14 protein-coding genes and 1 riboswitch are annotated in these 16,393 nt (G+C 50.7%); of the genes, 5 read left to right on the forward strand and 9 right to left on the reverse strand.

The genetic code is table 11. The annotated features are described in order from the left end of the window. Positions 1 to 174: 174 nt before the first annotated feature. The gene (gene pspG, locus B3Z23_RS05800) at positions 175 to 447 is read right to left on the reverse strand and encodes an envelope stress response protein PspG (protein WP_294902895.1); all 273 of its coding nucleotides are present in this window, start codon (positions 445 to 447) and stop codon (positions 175 to 177) included. Positions 448 to 640: 193 nt separating this feature from the next. Further along, positions 641 to 1,675, reverse strand: coding sequence for a tRNA dihydrouridine(20/20a) synthase DusA (gene dusA / locus B3Z23_RS05805; RefSeq protein WP_294902897.1), 1,035 nt, complete (start codon positions 1,673 to 1,675; stop codon positions 641 to 643). Between the two features lie 258 nt (positions 1,676 to 1,933). Here dusA and zur point away from each other — a divergent pair, with 258 nt between their 5' ends. After that, a complete protein-coding gene (zur, locus tag B3Z23_RS05810) occupies positions 1,934 to 2,452 on the forward strand; it encodes a zinc uptake transcriptional repressor Zur (protein ID WP_294902899.1) in 519 nt (172 codons plus the stop codon). 17 nt (positions 2,453 to 2,469) lie between these two features. Here zur and dinF read toward each other — a convergent pair whose 3' ends face one another. From dinF to B3Z23_RS05825, 3 genes are all read right to left on the reverse strand, one after another. Next, positions 2,470 to 3,792 (reverse strand): MATE family efflux transporter DinF, encoded by a 1,323-nt coding sequence (dinF, locus tag B3Z23_RS05815; protein ID WP_294902901.1) that lies wholly within the window; start codon positions 3,790 to 3,792, stop codon positions 2,470 to 2,472. Positions 3,793 to 3,957: 165 nt separating this feature from the next. Next, the gene (gene lexA, locus B3Z23_RS05820) at positions 3,958 to 4,572 is read right to left on the reverse strand and encodes a transcriptional repressor LexA (protein WP_294902903.1); all 615 of its coding nucleotides are present in this window, start codon (positions 4,570 to 4,572) and stop codon (positions 3,958 to 3,960) included. A 108-nt stretch (positions 4,573 to 4,680) separates the two neighbouring features. After that, entirely contained in the window at positions 4,681 to 5,046 is a 366-nt protein-coding gene (locus tag B3Z23_RS05825; RefSeq protein ID WP_294902906.1) for a diacylglycerol kinase, read from the reverse strand. Positions 5,047 to 5,178: 132 nt separating this feature from the next. On the opposite strand from B3Z23_RS05825, the gene plsB reads away from it, so the two are divergent. Continuing rightward, positions 5,179 to 7,608 (forward strand): glycerol-3-phosphate 1-O-acyltransferase PlsB, encoded by a 2,430-nt coding sequence (gene plsB, locus B3Z23_RS05830; protein ID WP_294902908.1) that lies wholly within the window; start codon positions 5,179 to 5,181, stop codon positions 7,606 to 7,608. Positions 7,609 to 7,682: 74 nt separating this feature from the next. Here plsB and ubiA read toward each other — a convergent pair whose 3' ends face one another. The 4 genes from ubiA to pgi form a co-directional block, all read right to left on the reverse strand. After that, a complete protein-coding gene (gene ubiA, locus B3Z23_RS05835; RefSeq protein ID WP_414716464.1) occupies positions 7,683 to 8,579 on the reverse strand; it encodes a 4-hydroxybenzoate octaprenyltransferase in 897 nt (298 codons plus the stop codon). Then, positions 8,576 to 9,103 carry a chorismate lyase gene (gene ubiC / locus B3Z23_RS05840; RefSeq protein ID WP_294902910.1) on the reverse strand — a complete coding sequence of 176 codons (528 nt, stop codon included), beginning with the start codon at positions 9,101 to 9,103 and terminating at the stop codon, positions 8,576 to 8,578. The genes ubiA and ubiC overlap by 4 nt, the downstream gene beginning before the upstream one ends. A 157-nt stretch (positions 9,104 to 9,260) precedes the next feature. Beyond that, complete coding sequence (gene psiE, locus B3Z23_RS05845) at positions 9,261 to 9,686, reverse strand: phosphate-starvation-inducible protein PsiE (protein ID WP_294902912.1); 426 nt, start codon at positions 9,684 to 9,686, stop codon at positions 9,261 to 9,263. Between the two features lie 150 nt (positions 9,687 to 9,836). After that, complete coding sequence (pgi, locus tag B3Z23_RS05850) at positions 9,837 to 11,483, reverse strand: glucose-6-phosphate isomerase (protein ID WP_294902914.1); 1,647 nt, start codon at positions 11,481 to 11,483, stop codon at positions 9,837 to 9,839. Positions 11,484 to 11,684: 201 nt separating this feature from the next. Between pgi and B3Z23_RS05855 the strand changes: the two genes are divergently transcribed. The 3 genes from B3Z23_RS05855 to panS all read left to right on the forward strand — a co-directional run bounded on the left by B3Z23_RS05855 (position 11,685) and on the right by panS (position 16,358). Next, entirely contained in the window at positions 11,685 to 13,496 is a 1,812-nt protein-coding gene (locus B3Z23_RS05855) for a cation:proton antiporter (RefSeq protein WP_294902916.1), read from the forward strand. A gap of 50 nt (positions 13,497 to 13,546) precedes the next feature. Continuing rightward, positions 13,547 to 13,741: riboswitch (Lysine riboswitch) on the forward strand. A gap of 87 nt (positions 13,742 to 13,828) precedes the next feature. Beyond that, entirely contained in the window at positions 13,829 to 15,184 is a 1,356-nt protein-coding gene (gene lysC, locus B3Z23_RS05860; RefSeq protein ID WP_294902918.1) for a lysine-sensitive aspartokinase 3, read from the forward strand. A 256-nt stretch (positions 15,185 to 15,440) separates the two neighbouring features. Continuing rightward, the gene (gene panS / locus B3Z23_RS05865; RefSeq protein ID WP_294902920.1) at positions 15,441 to 16,358 is read left to right on the forward strand and encodes a ketopantoate/pantoate/pantothenate transporter PanS; all 918 of its coding nucleotides are present in this window, start codon (positions 15,441 to 15,443) and stop codon (positions 16,356 to 16,358) included. Positions 16,359 to 16,393 lie beyond the last annotated feature (35 nt).

A 16,393-nucleotide genomic window follows, 5' to 3' on the forward strand; every position in this document is an offset into this window, starting at 1 on the left:
AAGGGCTTCCATCTGGAAGCCCTATTTTTATTTTTAGTTCGCGCTGGTGTAGGGTCAGAGCGATAAATTCCTGTGAACATCTGGAAATATCATCGCAGATTTTTTCAGTAAAAAGCTTGTTCTGTTTCACATTTCCGAAGATTGTTGGTGCAATGCCGGTAAAACATCCGGTGGTTACCAGCGCCGGTTCATCCTGTTGATTTTTGACATAGTTTTGTCAAACCGTCGGTTTCCTGTTTGTACGGAGCGAGAACGGCCAAACGTCTGCCAGATCCAGGCAACCGCCACCGCCAGTAATAACCAGGGAAGCAGTTTCAGGGCAATAAACAGGAAACCCGACAGTAGCATCAACAGGGTTCCCACCAGCAAAGCAACCAGAACACCGATCACCGACACACCGGTCAGCAGCAACATAACAAAAAAACCGGCAACAAATAATAATTCCATGATCCACTCCTCAGCGAATAATGTTCACTTTCAGACTGTGAGGAGTATTACAAGAATCGTGCCAGCCAGTGGAATAAATAACTCACTGAAATTTAATAAAAAAATAATTCAGAGGTTCAGTCGGGGTGGTGAAAATCACTAAAGAGTGGTGTGAAATTCAGGCTATGTTTGCCGGAACATCTCCGGTAAATCATCAACGGTCTGCCACCAGCGACAATGCCTGCTCAACCACGCGAACATCAGCGCCGGGTTTATGCGCATTTTCACTTAAATGGCGACGCCATTGTCTTGCCCCCGGAATTCCCTGGAACAGCCCCAGCATATGGCGGGTAATGTGCCCAAGGTAAGTTCCCTGGCTGAGTTCAGCTTCAATATAAGGGTACATTGAGCGAACCACTTCCGCAGCATCAGGTACCGGGGTATTCACACCAAAAATTTGCTGATCCACCTGAGCCAGCAACCCTGGATTCTGGTAGGCCTCACGACCCATCATCACACCATCCATATGCTGCAAATGCATCTTTGCTTCTTCCAGAGTTTTTATGCCGCCGTTGATTCCCATCCGCAGCTGTGGGAAATCACGTTTAAGCTGATACACCCGTGGATAATCCAGGGGGGGAACTTCACGGTTTTGTTTCGGACTCAGACCGGAAAGCCAGGCCTTACGGGCATGCAGAGTAAAAGAACCGCAGCCTCCCTGGTCAGCTACCGTACCGATAAAATCACAAAGGAACTGATAGCTATCCTGAGCGTCGATCCCGATACGGGTTTTTACCGTCACAGGAATAGTCACAACCTCACGCATCGCTTTAATACAACGGGCCACCAACTCAGCTTCGGCCATCAGACAGGCCCCGAAACGACCATTCTGCACCCTGTCAGACGGGCATCCTACATTCAGGTTAATCTCGCTATAGCCCCGCTGTTCTGCCAGACGGGCACACTCCGCCAGTGCTTGCGGGTCACTGCCACCTAACTGCAAGGCTACAGGCTGCTCTTCCTGAGAAAAAGCCAGATAATCCCCTTTTCCATGGATAATCGCGCCGGTAGTCACCATCTCAGTGTACAACAATGTCTCAGCCGTCAGCTTGCGATGGAAATAGCGGCAGTGCCTGTCAGTCCAGTCCAGCATGGGTGCTACGGAAAAGCGATCTGACTGAAAAACAGCATTCGCGTTTTCCGACGGGAGCGGGGTCTGAGCCAAAGGGGTATCGGTCTGAATATTCATGAAATCATCGTTAAATTGCTGTGGATTGCGATCAGGTGCAGGATAATAGCATAAATTAGCGTCAGGCCCGTCAACTAATACCCGACCAGTGGTTCAAAACAGAAACAAGCCGGGCGTGACCCGATTCAGAGACTCAGTAAGCAACTTTTTTCCTCTGCTCCTCGCGGGACTCCGCTGCCGACACACATCACCAACATTAAAACGCCAGTCATGCTAAGATGGTTGTTTACCGGAGACCATTTGTCGGAGAAAGCTATCATGCAAAAACAACTTCCTGCACAGATTATTGCTGAGGCGCAGAGCCTTTGCCAGAAACGTGGGGTGCGTATGACTCCCCAGCGTGCTGAAGTGTTACGCCTGATGGCTGAACAGTATGGTGCCATCAGTGCTTATGACCTGCTGGATAAATTACGGATTAGTGAGCCGCAGGCTAAGCCGCCGACAGTCTACCGTGCTTTGGATTTCCTGCTGGAACAGGGCTTTATTCACCGGGTGGCCTCAAACAACAGCTATGTTGTCTGCCCGCATTTTGAACATCCTTCTCATACTTCAGTGATGCTGATTTGCGATCATTGCGCTTCTGTCAGTGAACGGCATGCAGAAGGTGTTGAAAAACTGATTGGCACCCAGGCCAAACTGGCGTGTTTTACGCTGCGTCATACCGTCATTGAAGTGCATGGTTTATGCGAAAAATGTGCAGAAATTGCTGCCTGTGAGAGCCAGGATCATTGCCAGCATGATCATACTATTGAGACGAAAATTCGTCCCGGACGATAGGCATGTGCCGGAAGGTGTCAGGGAGTAAACCAGCTCTGATGACGCTGATGATAATTCCAGCGTCTCCACAACGTAATTCCGCGCAGTAACATAAATACACATAACGCCAGCCATACCCCGTGGTTTCCCAGCCAGGGAACCGTACACAGGGTCAGACCGAAACCTGCAGCAGCCACCGCCATACTGTTACGCATCTCTTTCCCCCGGGTAGCACCAACAAATAATCCGTCCAGCAGATAACACCCTACGCCTGCAAGGGGGAGAATGATCTGCCAGATCAGGTAATGGTCGGCCAGTTGGCGCAATGAGGGTAAGGAGGTCAGCATATCGATAATCCAGGGGCCTGCAAGGGCATAAATCAGTGAAAATGCCACCGCTACGATGCCAGCCTGCCGACAGGAAGCATGCCAGACTTCAGGTAACCGCCCTGCTTGCCGCGCACCATAGGCCTCACCGGAGACCGCCTCCACCGCATAAGCAAACCCATCGAGAGCATAGGAGGTAAACGACAGAAACATCATTAGTAAAGCATTCACCGCCACAATATCGCCCCCCAGCCTGGCCCCTGTCATAGTCAGCGAGGCGAAACAGAGTTGCAGCAACAATGAGCGCAGTAAAATATCGCGGTTCAGCCCCAGCACTCGTTTGATATCTCCCCGCCAGGCTCCCGGCAGTGAGCGCGGATCAATTCCCTGCCGGGCCAGTACACGCCATACCAGCACCATCCCGGTCAGCAATGTTACATATTCGGCTATCACAGTGGCTCCGGCTGCGCCCCGTACCCCCATGTGCAGATGCAGTACCAGCAGTAGCTCCAGAATAATATTCACCAGATTACCGGCGACCAACAGAATGACCGGTGCTCTGGCATACTGAACCCCAAGCAACCAGCCCAGAATGACCAGATTAGCAAATGTTGCCGGTGCACTCAGCCAGCGGACATCAATAAACTCACGGGCCTGATACAGGATGGCAGGGTCGCCGCCAATTACCAGGGTGGCGAGATGACTAAGCGGTTGCCGAAACAATAAAAACAACAGACCTGCCAGCAGGCTGACAATCATCGGCTGCACCAGTGCCCGAACCAGTGCCGGATTATTTTTTCCACCCCACGCCTGGGCCGTCAGCCCGGTGGTACTCATTCGCAGGAAAAGCAATAACATAAACAGAAAACTGGTAATCGTGGTTGCTACAGCTACCCCGCCCAGATAAATCGCACTGTTCAGATGGCCAATCACCGCAGTATCGACCAGTCCCAGTAACGGCACGGAGATATTAGACAGGATCATCGGCAGCGCCAGTCGCCAGAGTTGTTTATCGGTGCGGTTAAAAAAAGACATGGACTATCCTGCGGCTGTATACGGCAATGGGGAGAGGTTATTTTACAGAATGCTGATTAAGGCAGGCTGGCCTTAACCTTTCGGGCACGGGGGTCGTTGCTTCAGAACGCCCCCGTATTGCCGTGATTACAATACCGGCCAGAAGCCGGAACAGATCAGGGCAGTTTACAGCCATTCACCATTGCGGATAACACCCACGGCGAGGCCTTCTACTGTCAGGTTTTGCTCGCGGACATCGACCACAATCGGTGAAAACTCACTGTTTTCCGGCAGAAGATGTACCGTGTTCCCCTGTTTTTTCCAGCGTTTAACCGTCACTTCATCGTCAATTCTGGCGACCACGACCTGGCCGTTTCGAACATCCTGAGTCTTATGGACAGCCAGCAGATCGCCATCCATGATACCAATGTCTTTCATCGAAGTGCCGCTGACTCTCAGCAGAAAATCAGCCGCCGGCTTAAACAGGGCCGGGTCAACCTGAAAATGGCTTTCGATATGCTGCTCAGCTAACAATGGCTCGCCGGCGGCGACACGGCCAATCAGCGGTAATCCTTCTGCTGTCTCTTCTTCCATCAGCAGTCGGATCCCCCGTGAAGCGCCTGAAACAATCTCAATGACCCCCTTACGGGCCAGAGCTTTCAGATGCTCTTCGGCAGCATTTGGAGAGCGGAATCCCAGCCGGGAAGCAATTTCAGCACGAGTCGGTGGCATCCCTGTCTGGTGAATATGGTCGCGAATCAGGTCATAGACCTGCTGCTGCCTGCTGGTTAATGCTTTCATCCCGCCCCCTGGTTGTTTATACAGTCGCTGTGAGTATATACAGGTATTTGGGAAATGAAAACTAAAAACCGTCATAAAACAAACAACTGTCGGTGACTATTCCACCGTTCACCACCACTGCCATAGCACAGAAATCCAGACAAAGGCCGCCAGCAGTAAAGCGATAAATACTGCCGCTGACCCCATATCCTTCGCGCGGCCGGACAACGGATGAAGTTCCGGGCCAAAACGGTCGACCACCGCCTCAATAGCACTGTTGAGAATTTCGACGATAATCACCAGTACCACTGACCCAATCAGCAAAATACGCGAGACCGTATCCACTTTCAGACAGGCAGCAATAATCACCGCCATAATCGCGAGCACAGTTTCCTGTCGGAAGGCAGCTTCATGTTGCCATGCTGCGCGCAATCCCTGCCACGAGTAGCCTGCAGCTTTAATGACCCGTCGCCATCCTCCTGTTGCACCCGCCATCAGGGGTTACTCCTTTTCAGAATAAAATTTCCGTCAATCTCAGACATGTTTACTTGCATCCTCACAGATATTCTTTGCAGTTTCTGGTATGCTTGCGCCGCTTTGCTAACATAAGAGGCTACAGATTTGTCTATGTCAGGTTGGCGTAAACTTTATTATAAATTACTGAGTTTTCCATTATCTTTGCTGGTGAAAAGCAAGGTGATACCGGGAGATCCTGTCTCTGAACTGGGTCTGGATCCCACACGTCCTATTATCTATGTATTTCCGTACGATTCCAAAGCCGATCTCATGGCGATGCGGGAGCAGTGCCTGAAGCATGACCTGCCTGATCCATTGCTGCCCGTTGAAATAGATGGCCATTTCCTGCCACGTCATGTGTTTATCCATGACGGACCACGGTTACTGCCCTATTTCACTCCGAATCAGGAAACCGTCAAAATATTCCATGATTACCTGGATCTGCACCGCAATAATCCGGCACTGGATGTTCAGCTGGTTCCGGTATCGGTGATGTTCGGTCGTGCTCCGGGTAAAGAGACCCAGGGAGAAAATACCCCGTTACTGCGCGAGCTGAACGGGGTACAGAAATTCTTCGCTATCCTGTGGCTTGGCCGGGATAGTTTTGTGCGCTTCTCGCCAAAAGTTTCTCTGCGGCAGATGGCCGATGAACATGGGACTGATCAGTCCATTGCCCATAAGTTATCCCGGGTGGCCCACATCCATTTTGCCCGCCAACGGCTGGCCGCCGTGGGTCCGCGGCTTCCTGCTCGTCAGGATCTGTTCAATAAGCTGCTACAATCGAAAGCTATTGCCAAGGCCGTGGAGGACGAGGCTCGCAGTAAGAAGATTTCCTACGATATGGCCCAAAAGAATGCCGTGGCCATGATGGAAGAGATTGCCGCCGATTTCACCTATGAAGCTATCCGCATTACCGATCGCGTGATGGGCTGGCTCTGGAGCCGGTTATATAAAGGGATTAACGTCAGCGGCGGCGAACGTATTCGTCAGTTGGCCCAGGATGGCCATGAACTGGTCTATGTTCCCTGTCATCGCAGCCATATGGATTATCTGCTGCTCTCCTATGTACTTTATCATCAGGGGTTGGTGCCCCCGCATATTGCCGCCGGGATTAACCTGAACTTTTGGCCGGCCGGACCTGTATTCCGTCATCTGGGTGCCTTCTTTATCCGTCGGACCTTTAAAGGTAACAAACTCTACTCCACGGTATTTCGTGAATACCTCGGTGAATTGTTCAGCCGTGGTTATTCGGTAGAGTACTTTGTTGAAGGCGGTCGTTCCCGTACCGGACGGTTACTTGAGCCGAAAACGGGTACCCTGACCATGACCCTGCAGGCGATGCTGCGCGGTGGAAACCGACCCATCACGTTAGTGCCCATCTACATTGGTTACGAACACGTGATGGAAGTGGCGACTTATGCCAAAGAGTTGCGCGGGGCGACCAAAGAGAAAGAGAGCCTGTGGCAGATGTTGCGCGGATTGCGCAAGCTTCGTAACCTCGGGCAGGGCTATGTTAACTTCGGCGAACCACTGCCGCTGGTTAACTACCTGAACAATAACGTTCCGGAATGGCGCGAAGCCATCGACCCGATAGACCCCCAACGTCCGGCATGGATGACCCCGGTCGTCAATGACATTGCCCGCCAGGTGATGGTACGGATTAACAATGCTGGCGCCGCTAACGCCATGAATCTGTGTGTAACCGCGCTGCTGGCCTCACCGCAACGTTCACTGACCCGTGAACAACTGCTTGAGCAGCTGGAATGTTACACCCGGTTATTGCGGAACGTGCCTTATACCAGCGGCACCACGGTTCCTGAGATGAGTGCTCAGGCATTAATCGAGCATGCCATGAGCATGAATAAATTCACTATCGAACACGACAACATTGGTGAGATGATCATCCTGCCGAAAGAACAGGCAGTATTGATGACCTATTACCGGAATAATATTCTGCATCTGCTGGTGATGCCTTCTCTGATTGCCGCGATTATTCAGCAGCATACAACACTTAGCAGAGAGGCTTTACTGCATCAGGTCACGCTGATTTATCCGATGCTGAAGAGTGAGTTATTTCTGCGTTGGGAAATCGTAGAATTGCCGGAGGTCATTGACAGTCTGTGCGATGAGCTGGTCAGTCAGCAACTGATTTCCCGCCACAATGATCACTTCTCTGTCGTTCCGGAAAACGCCCGGGTACTGGGACTGCTGGCTGCCGGTGTCAGGGAGACATTGCAACGCTATGCGATTACCTTTGGCATTCTGAATGCCAAACCATCGATGAACCGGGGAACGCTGGAAAAAGAGAGCCGGACGCTGGCACAGCGACTGTCAGTACTTCACGGAATCAATGCCCCGGAGTTTTTCGATAAGGCGGTATTTACCGGGTTAGTACTTACTTTGCGAGACGAAGGCTATATCAGCGATAAAGATGATGCTGACCAGGAAAAAACCGGGATGATGCGTAAAATTCTGTTGGACCTGACCACCAGTGATGTCCGTCAGACCATCGAAAATGGCATTGCCAGCGATAGCGAATAACTGCCGGTTATTCTGCTGCCAGTAAAAAGGGCGCCCCGTGACAGGAGCGCTCTTTTTTCGCCTGTACCGGCTGGCTACATCAGATTAATAAACGGCAAAGTACTCAGAGCGATACCGCCAAAAATGACCAGCCCGACATGATTATTATTCAGAAAAGCCTGGAAGCAGGCATCTCTGTCGCGGCCTGCAGCCAGACGCTGCTGATAGACAAACAAACCAGCAGCCACTACCAGCGAAAGATAAAACCAGCCATTCAGTCCCAGTAAGCGGCCGACAATCACCAGCAGCACCAGGGTAGCTATCTGCAACAGACCAATAATCAGTTTGTCATGCCGGCCAAACAGAATTGCCGTCGATTTGACACCAATCTTCAGGTCATCATCGCGATCCACCATCGCGTACAGTGTATCATACGCCACTGTCCAGCAGACATTGGCCAGAAATACCAGCCAGCAGGCTAAAGGTAAGTACCCACTCACTGCCATCCACGCCATAGGAATAGCCCAGCCGAATGCGGCCCCCAACACTACCTGTGGCAGATGCGTATAGCGTTTCATAAACGGATACGCACTGGCCAGCAGTATTCCCCCGACAGATAACAATACGGTTTTACTGCCCATGGTCAGCACCAGCAAAAAGGCTATCAGCACCAGACTGATAAATAATATTTTTGCTTCTTTTTCCGTGACCAGTCCGGCGGGTAATGGACGTAGTTTGGTCCGTTTCACATGACCATCAACATTTCTGTCAGCATAATCATTGATGACACAACCGGCAGCACGCATCACGATAACGCCTAGTACAAACACTACCAGCACAGACAACGGTGGTAATGTCAGCCCGGCCAGCCATAGCGCCCAGAGGGTCGGCCACAATAACAACAGAGTCCCGATAGGGTTGTCGATACGCATCAGACGCTGGTACGCCTGGAATTTGGTTACTTTTATAGTGTTCTGCACAGTTCCTGTCATCCTTTAACTCCATCCTGATACAGGGGAGATGACGGTAGAAAAATCTCGGTTAACATCAGGGGCTTTCCTGAAAGACGAAGTAGTGAATATCTGCCCCATAAATCATCATTTTTTCCGGGATGAATAAAATCACGACTTAGTAACGGCGAAGAAAATAAGTAACGACCTAACGGAGACTCCCCGAGCGAGGTTAGTGCAACCTCCCGGCCTGTCAGAGTAGATTCCGGCAGAACAGTTCGCCCCATCAGCCACGGACTGTTATCGCCGCTGAGAACGACTTCACGCAGCCAGTAACGCTGTTCGTGGTCAAATCCGGAGACCTCTGCTTCATGCGGCAGTAATAACTGACTGTCGATAAATCCTTCCCGCAGCACATCAACAGTCAACGACTGGCAATATGACTCCAGCCTGACCGTCATCGAACCTTCCTCAAACAGCCAGCTTCTGGCCCGGGGGGGCAACTCCGGCGTGCCCGGTGGCAGCCATTGAAGCTGGTAAAGTTTGAGAAGTTCCTGTACAGACATTCGGGTTCCCGGAAAATCAGTTATTGTCGCTACGGCTACTGCTGACAGCGCTACAGAGTATTTCACTGCGGCACTATAGCAGACTCACAACTGCTAAGCAGGATCTTCTGTGCATAAAGCTTCGGTGAGTCTGCATAATCTGAATTCGAAGGGCTGACTATTCTCTTTTCAGTCGTTTAGAGTTCGCCAGCCACAGGGTCCCAACCAGAATCAGCAGCGCAGCGGAGTAGCATAACGTATCAAAAGGGTTTTTATGGTCAACAATAATTAAACGGATGATCGCCGTCACACCAATATAGATAAAATAGCGCAGCGGGAAATGAAATCCGGACTGAAAATACTTCACAATCAGAGCAATGAACTCAAAATACAGGAAGTAAATGACAATCCCTTCTATCAGCAAATAGGATGAAGATTCTTCTCCGGTATGAAACAACACGTTAGCCAGATGCAGCGTTTCTTTACCGAGAAAGATGACTAAAATGATTGCCAGCGCAATCAGGCCGATATTGAGTATCCACTGTAAAACTGAAGCGATAATCCCGCCCAGCGAACTCTTATCTGCATTTTCTGATGTTGACATACAGCCCCCCAAAAAAATAAACCTGCAAAAACTACCAAACTGTCGATCCGCACAATAGCGTATCCCGGTACGGCTTGCAGTATTCCTTTGACGAGGACATAAAAAAAAGCGGCACTGCTGCCGCTTTGTTTTTAAACCGTTAATTAGATGTTAACGCCATTCTTTATAACGGTTAATCAGACCATTAGTAGAACTGTCATGGCTGCTGACTTTTTCATCACCACCCAGTTCAGGCAGGATCCGGTTAGCCAGTTGTTTGCCGAGTTCAACCCCCCACTGATCAAACGTGAAGATGTTAAGAATTGAACCCTGGGTGAAGATTTTATGCTCATACAGAGCAATCAATGCACCCAGTGAGAAAGGCGTTATCTCACGCAGCAGGATTGAGTTAGTGGGGCGATTACCTTCAAACACTTTGAACGGCACAATGTGTGCGACTTCAGCGGCAGTTTTACCTGCGTCAGTAAACTCTTTCTCTACCACTTCACGTGATTTACCAAACGCCAAAGCTTCGGTCTGAGCAAAGAAGTTAGACAGTAGTTTCGGGTGATGATCGCTGAGTGCATTATGAGTGATGGCTGGGGCAATAAAATCACAAGGGATAATTTTGGTGCCCTGATGAATCAGTTGGTAGAACGCATGCTGACCGTTCGTGCCAGGTTCACCCCAGATAATCGGTCCGGTCTGATAATCGACAGCATTGCCGGTACGGTCAACATATTTACCGTTAGACTCCATATTACCTTGCTGGAAATAAGCTGCGAAACGGTGCATATACTGGTCGTAAGGCAGAATGGCTTCTGTTTCTGTACCGTAGAAGTTGTTATACCAGATACCAATCAGTGCCAGCAGCACTGGCAGGTTTTTTTCTGCCGGTGTATTGGCAAAGTGCTGGTCCATGGCGTGGGCACCACTCAGCAACTGCTCAAAATTCTCAAAACCTACCGACAGAATAATTGACAGGCCAATCGCTGACCATAATGAGTAGCGACCGCCCACCCAGTCCCAGAATTCAAACATGTTGTCGGTATCAATACCAAATTCGGATACCGCTTTCGCATTGGTCGACAGGGCCGCAAAATGGCTGGCAACGTACTTTTCATCACCGGCACTGGCCAGGAACCAGTCGCGGGCGCTGTGGGCGTTGGTCATGGTTTCCTGGGTAGTGAAGGTTTTTGAAGCCACCAGGAACAGAGTGGTTTCCGGGCTCAGATCCCGCAATGTTTCAGCAATATGAGTGCCGTCGACATTGGAAACGAAATGCATATTCAGGTGGTTTTTATAGGGACGCAGAGCTTCTGTGACCATATACGGCCCTAAGTCTGAACCACCGATGCCGATATTAACAACATCAGTAATAGGTTTGCCGGTATAGCCTTTCCATTCCCCACTGATAATACGTTCAGAGAAGCTTTTCATCTTCTCCAGCACCGCATTAACTTCCGGCATGACATCTTTGCCATCCACAAGGATCGGGGTATTACTACGGTTACGTAATGCAACATGCAACACCGCGCGATCTTCGGTACGGTTGATCTTCTCACCAGAGAACATCGAGGCAATCGATCCACTCAGATCGGTTTCTTTTGCCAGTGCCAGCAGTTTCTCCAGAGTTTCGGCATTGATACGGTTTTTAGAATAATCGATGAGAATTTGATCATCGAAAGTGGCGGAGAATTTGGAGAATCGTTGAGGTTCCTGAGCGAAGTGTTCAGCAATGCTCACATCTTTCATAGTGGAGAAATGCTGTTGTAGCGCCTTCCATGCATCAGTTTGTGTCGGATTAATATTTTTCATAACAACACTCTTATTGATTAATGAACTGTGAATCTGGCTTCAGCATAAATTCACTTCAGGATATGCTGACCGCAGTCATACATTGCCACAAAGTGAAGCTATGATTAAACAATTACCCCCGACGTGGCTGAAGTCAGCGGCCACCCTGGCGTAAAATTAGACTCAGTATGACGACTCTTGCTGTTGAAAGGAAAAAAATTTATGGCGTTATCGGCCCCGATATTATTAGTCATTATTGGCATCAGTTCGCTGGCTGCCCAGTGGCTGGCATGGTTGCTGCGTTTACCGGCCATTTTACCGTTGTTAGTTTTCGGTATTTTGCTCGGACCTGTGACTCACGTTTTACAACCGGACCTGTTATTTGGAAATTTACTGTTCCCTTTGGTATCACTATCTGTAGCAATAATCTTGTTCGAAGGTGCGCTTACCCTGCGTTTTGAAGAAATTCGCGGTCTTGGCGGAGTCGTGCGTAACCTGGTCAGCATCGGAATGTTGATTACCTTCCTGGTGATTAGCCTTGCCTGCCTGTTTTTGTTACATCTGCCAGCGGGTTTGTCAGCACTGGTGGGTGCCGTCACTGTGGTGACCGGCCCAACGGTGATTGCTCCCCTGATGCGGGTCGTGCGCCCGAAAAATGCCATCAACCAGGTCCTGCGCTGGGAAGGGATAATTATTGACCCGGTCGGGGCTATCTTCACGCTGCTGGTCTTTGAATTTATCGTATTGCACCAGAAGTCAGAGTCCTACACTCATCTGTTTATGACCCTGGGTAAAACGGTTGGGGTAGGTTTGGCCATTGGCGCAATTGCCGGCTGGGTTACCGGAATTGCGTTACGCAGAGTCTGGCTACCGGGCTATCTGCAAAACTTCGCGGTACTGGCCATTATGCTCGGGGTGTTTGGTCTGTCTAATCTGCTGGCAGATGAGTCCGGGCTGCTCACCGTGACCGTCATGGGTATCTGGCTGGCAAATATGCGAGACCTGGACCTGACTGATATCATCGAGTTTAAGGAACAACTGTCGGCACTGCTGATCTCAGGACTGTTTATTATTCTGGCCGCAAGGGTCGATATCGGAGGGCTATTCGCCATGGGCTGGCCGCTGGTCGGCGTGCTGTTAGTGATTCAGTTTGTAGCCCGTCCGTTATGTATTGCGGCATCGACTCTGGGATCCTCACTGCACTGGCGTGACAGGTTATTACTGTGCTGGATTGCCCCACGCGGTATCGTGGCCGCGGCGGTCAGTTCGCTGTTTGCCTTGACGCTGGCAAAAAATGGCTATCCCGGGGCGGAGAGGCTGGTCAGCGTCGTGTTCGCTATCATTATCGGTACGGTGGTATTACAGAGCCTGACCAGCCTGCCGATGGCCCGCTGGTTACGGGTACAGAAAAAACAGCCACGCGGCGTACTGATTGTCGGAGCAAATGCTGTCGCACGGGCGCTGGCGCTGGCGCTACAAAAGCAGGATCTTCCGGTTCAGGTGACTGATAACAGCTGGGAAAACTATCGTCAGGCACGGATGGAAGGGCTCCCCGCTTACTTTGGTTATGCCTGGTCGGAACATGCAGAAAACTACCTGGATCTGAATACCACCTCCCGGGTACTGGCGATGTCTTCTAACCGGCATCAGAATGCCCTGGCCGCGTATCATTTCAGCCATATTCTGGGGAAAAATAAGGTCACCGCCATACGCTCGGGAAGTGGCATAGCCAGCCGTGGTAAAAATGACCGTGAAAGCCCGCGCTTCCGTCGCCAGGAAACCTTGTTCAGTCCGGAATATACTTTCGGCCATCTGAGCCGCTTAATTTCCTCGGGAGCAACCATTAAAGCGACCAGGCTTGGGGAAAACTTTGGCTGGGATGATTATCTGGAGAAAAATCAGAGAGCTATCCCACTGTTCAGCCTGGATGAAGAGAAAAAATTACATCCGGTCAACAGTGGTCAGCCACCGCAGCTTCCCTGCACTCTGATTGCTTTAGTACAAAATGACACCAGGGAGGCCGATAGCCGTTGACAGCCAGCGGATTAACGGCTATTTCTAAAGAAGTTCTTACGTATTTTACGTAGACCAGAAGAGGCGCGTCACCCAGGCAGTATGTCAGAGGAACCGTATCCATTGACGACATACCATGGGGAGTGACGCCGAGGCTGCAAACATGCGGTGTGTTTGTTTGTCGACTACAGGGGCTGAATCCTCTGGGTTGTCACTGTCGTAGCGTTTATAATAAACGTTTATCAAGGTGGGGCGCTTCTGGCTGACTCGTTGTTCTGTCACACCAGTCTGCCTGTTTCCGCTCTCCCTTGTGCTAAGGCTGAATTAAAGATCCTGACACGAGGCTGTTCTGAATGTCCCAATCCGCATTAATCGTTGCTAAATTTGGCGGAACCAGCGTTGCTGATTTCGAAGCAATGAACCGTAGCGCTGATATCGTATTATCCCGTTCTGACGTTAAACTGGTGGTGCTTTCTGCATCTGCCGGCGTGACCAATTTGCTGGTTTCGCTGGCTGAAGGACAGCCAGCCGAAGGGCGTCAGCAATTACTGGAAAAGCTCGGCCATATTCAGTATGCCATTGTGGATAAACTTCGTGCAGCCACAGTGATCCGTGAAGAAATTGCGCGGATTCTGGACAATGTTTCTCTGCTGGCAGATAAAGCAGCCCTCAGCCCTTCTGCCGAACTGACAGATGAATTAGTCAGTCACGGTGAACTGTTATCCACCTTGCTGTTTACCGAAATCGTCCGTGAACGGGATGTCCCTGTTCAGTGGTTTGATGTACGCAAAGTGATGCGCACCAGTGACCGTTTTGGGCATGCCGAACCGGATGTGGCAGCAGTCGCAGAGTTGTCTCAGGCATCACTGCTTCCACTGGTTAGCCAGTCTCTGGTGATTACCCAGGGATTTATCGGTCGTGAAGAGAGCGGTCTGACCACCACTCTTGGCCGGGGCGGCAGCGACTATACTGCAGCGTTATTGGGTGAAGCCTTAAAAGCTCAGCGCATTGATATCTGGACCGATGTTCAGGGCATCTATACTACCGACCCGCGCATTGTGCCCGAAGCCAGACGAATCGACGAAATTACCTTCGAAGAAGCCGCCGAAATGGCCACGTTCGGAGCCAAAGTTCTGCATCCCGCGACCTTGTTGCCTGCGGTCAGAAACGGTATTCCTGTATTTGTCGGGTCAAGTAAGGCCCCGGATGCCGGTGGCACCATCGTTTACAATCAGACCAAACAACAACCGCTATTCCGCGCGGTCACACTGCGCCGTAACCAGACTCTGCTGACTCTGCATAGCCTGAATATGTTACATGCGCGAGGCTTTCTGGCTGAGGTGTTTGCCATCCTGGCACGGCATAATATTTCGGTAGACCTGATTACCACCTCGGAAGTCAGTGTCGCTCTGACGCTGGATACCACCGGCTCATCCACTCATCAGGGCAGCCTGCTGACCCAGGGATTGCTGACAGAGCTGTCTTCACTGTGTCGGGTAGAAGTGGAAGAAAATCTGGCGCTGGTCGCGCTGATTGGCAACCATCTGGCCCATGCCCGCGGTATTGGCAAAGCGGTGTTCGGAGTCATGGAGCAGTTTAATCTACGGATGATCTGTTACGGCGCCAGTAGCTATAATCTGTGTTTCCTGGTTCCGGGTAACGACGCCGAGTTTGCCGTTCGTACCCTGCATCAGCATATTTTCGAATAATTCCTCACCGGCAGGCCGTGGGGATACTCTGCGGCCTGCATCGTTCACTGGACCATACGCTGCCCTTTCCGGCATTCGCCTGATAATTCACTGCTTTTACCGCTATTCAAAGCACATACGCTGAAGTTTTGCCTGCCCTCTGTTGTCACCAGATCGAAATGTTATGATAAATTTTCATCTGTAAGTACCCTTGTAGCATGTTTTCTGTGGCAATCATGCGTATAACCTTTAGTTAAAATAATAAGGAATTCTGGCTATGCTCGCCAAAATCACCCGCCTGTTCCCGCTTTGGGCGATCCTGTTGTCCGTTGCAGCCTACTACTCTCCGGGCACATTTCTGCCTGTCGGTCCCTGGGTCAGTGAATTACTGATGCTTATCATGTTCGGCATGGGCGTGACGCTGAATATCGATGACTTTAAGCGGGTGCTTACCCGCCCGGCCCCCGTCATTGCCGGTACATTTCTGCACTATTTCGTGATGCCGCTGGCTGCCTGGGGTTTGGCAAAACTGTTTCATATGCCCCCTGATTTGGCCGCCGGGATGATTCTGGTCGGAAGTGTTGCCAGTGGTACTGCTTCTAACGTAATGATTTATCTGGCTAAAGGTGATGTCGCGTTATCAGTCACTATTTCATCAGTGTCTGCTCTGGTCGGTGTGTTCGCTACCCCACTGCTGACCCGGCTGTACGTTGATACCCATATCCAGGTGGATGTCGCTGGTATGCTGTGGAGTATTGTAAAAATAGTGCTGATCCCAATCGGGCTCGGACTGATTGTTCACCATAGCCTGACCTCACTGGTGAAAAAGGTCGAGCCTTATCTGCCGGCGTTTTCGATGCTGTGCATTTTGCTGATTATCAGTGCCGTGGTGGCAGGTAGTCAGTCGTTTATCGGTTCGGTGGGACTGATGGTCATTGCCGCAGTCATTATGCATAACGCTATCGGGTTACTGGGGGGATACTGGGGAGGCAAGCTGTTCGGCTTTGATGAATCGACCTGTCGTACACTGGCGCTGGAAGTCGGAATGCAAAATTCTGGTCTGGCTGCCACACTGGGGAAAATTTATTTTACCCCACTTGCAGCCCTGCCGGGGGCTCTGTTCTCAGTATGGCATAACCTGTCGGGTTCACTGCTTTCGGGCTACTGGTCAGGTAAACCGATTAAAAAGAAATAATCGTCGATAAAGAGATGCCGGTGAATCCGGCATCT

Origin of the sequence: Tatumella sp. UBA2305 (assembly GCF_002345795.1) — a bacterium.
Classification (GTDB): Bacteria; Pseudomonadota; Gammaproteobacteria; order Enterobacterales; family Enterobacteriaceae; genus Tatumella; species Tatumella morbirosei.

Bases quoted from the DNA above. Each gene is read 5' to 3' on its own strand.
- pspG (WP_294902895.1), bottom strand. From the start codon at position 447: ATGGAATTATTATTTGTTGCCGGTTTTTTTGTTATGTTGCTGCTGACC.
- dusA (WP_294902897.1), bottom strand. From the start codon at position 1,675: ATGAATATTCAGACCGATACCCCTTTGGCTCAGACCCCGCTCCCGTCG.
- zur (WP_294902899.1), top strand. From the start codon at position 1,934: ATGCAAAAACAACTTCCTGCACAGATTATTGCTGAGGCGCAGAGCCTT.
- dinF (WP_294902901.1), bottom strand. From the start codon at position 3,792: ATGTCTTTTTTTAACCGCACCGATAAACAACTCTGGCGACTGGCGCTG.
- lexA (WP_294902903.1), bottom strand. From the start codon at position 4,572: ATGAAAGCATTAACCAGCAGGCAGCAGCAGGTCTATGACCTGATTCGC.
- B3Z23_RS05825 (WP_294902906.1), bottom strand. From the start codon at position 5,046: ATGGCGGGTGCAACAGGAGGATGGCGACGGGTCATTAAAGCTGCAGGC.
- plsB (WP_294902908.1), top strand. From the start codon at position 5,179: ATGTCAGGTTGGCGTAAACTTTATTATAAATTACTGAGTTTTCCATTA.
- ubiA (WP_414716464.1), bottom strand. From the start codon at position 8,579: ATGACAGGAACTGTGCAGAACACTATAAAAGTAACCAAATTCCAGGCG.
- ubiC (WP_294902910.1), bottom strand. From the start codon at position 9,103: ATGTCTGTACAGGAACTTCTCAAACTTTACCAGCTTCAATGGCTGCCA.
- psiE (WP_294902912.1), bottom strand. From the start codon at position 9,686: ATGTCAACATCAGAAAATGCAGATAAGAGTTCGCTGGGCGGGATTATC.
- pgi (WP_294902914.1), bottom strand. From the start codon at position 11,483: ATGAAAAATATTAATCCGACACAAACTGATGCATGGAAGGCGCTACAA.
- B3Z23_RS05855 (WP_294902916.1), top strand. From the start codon at position 11,685: ATGGCGTTATCGGCCCCGATATTATTAGTCATTATTGGCATCAGTTCG.
- lysC (WP_294902918.1), top strand. From the start codon at position 13,829: ATGTCCCAATCCGCATTAATCGTTGCTAAATTTGGCGGAACCAGCGTT.
- panS (WP_294902920.1), top strand. From the start codon at position 15,441: ATGCTCGCCAAAATCACCCGCCTGTTCCCGCTTTGGGCGATCCTGTTG.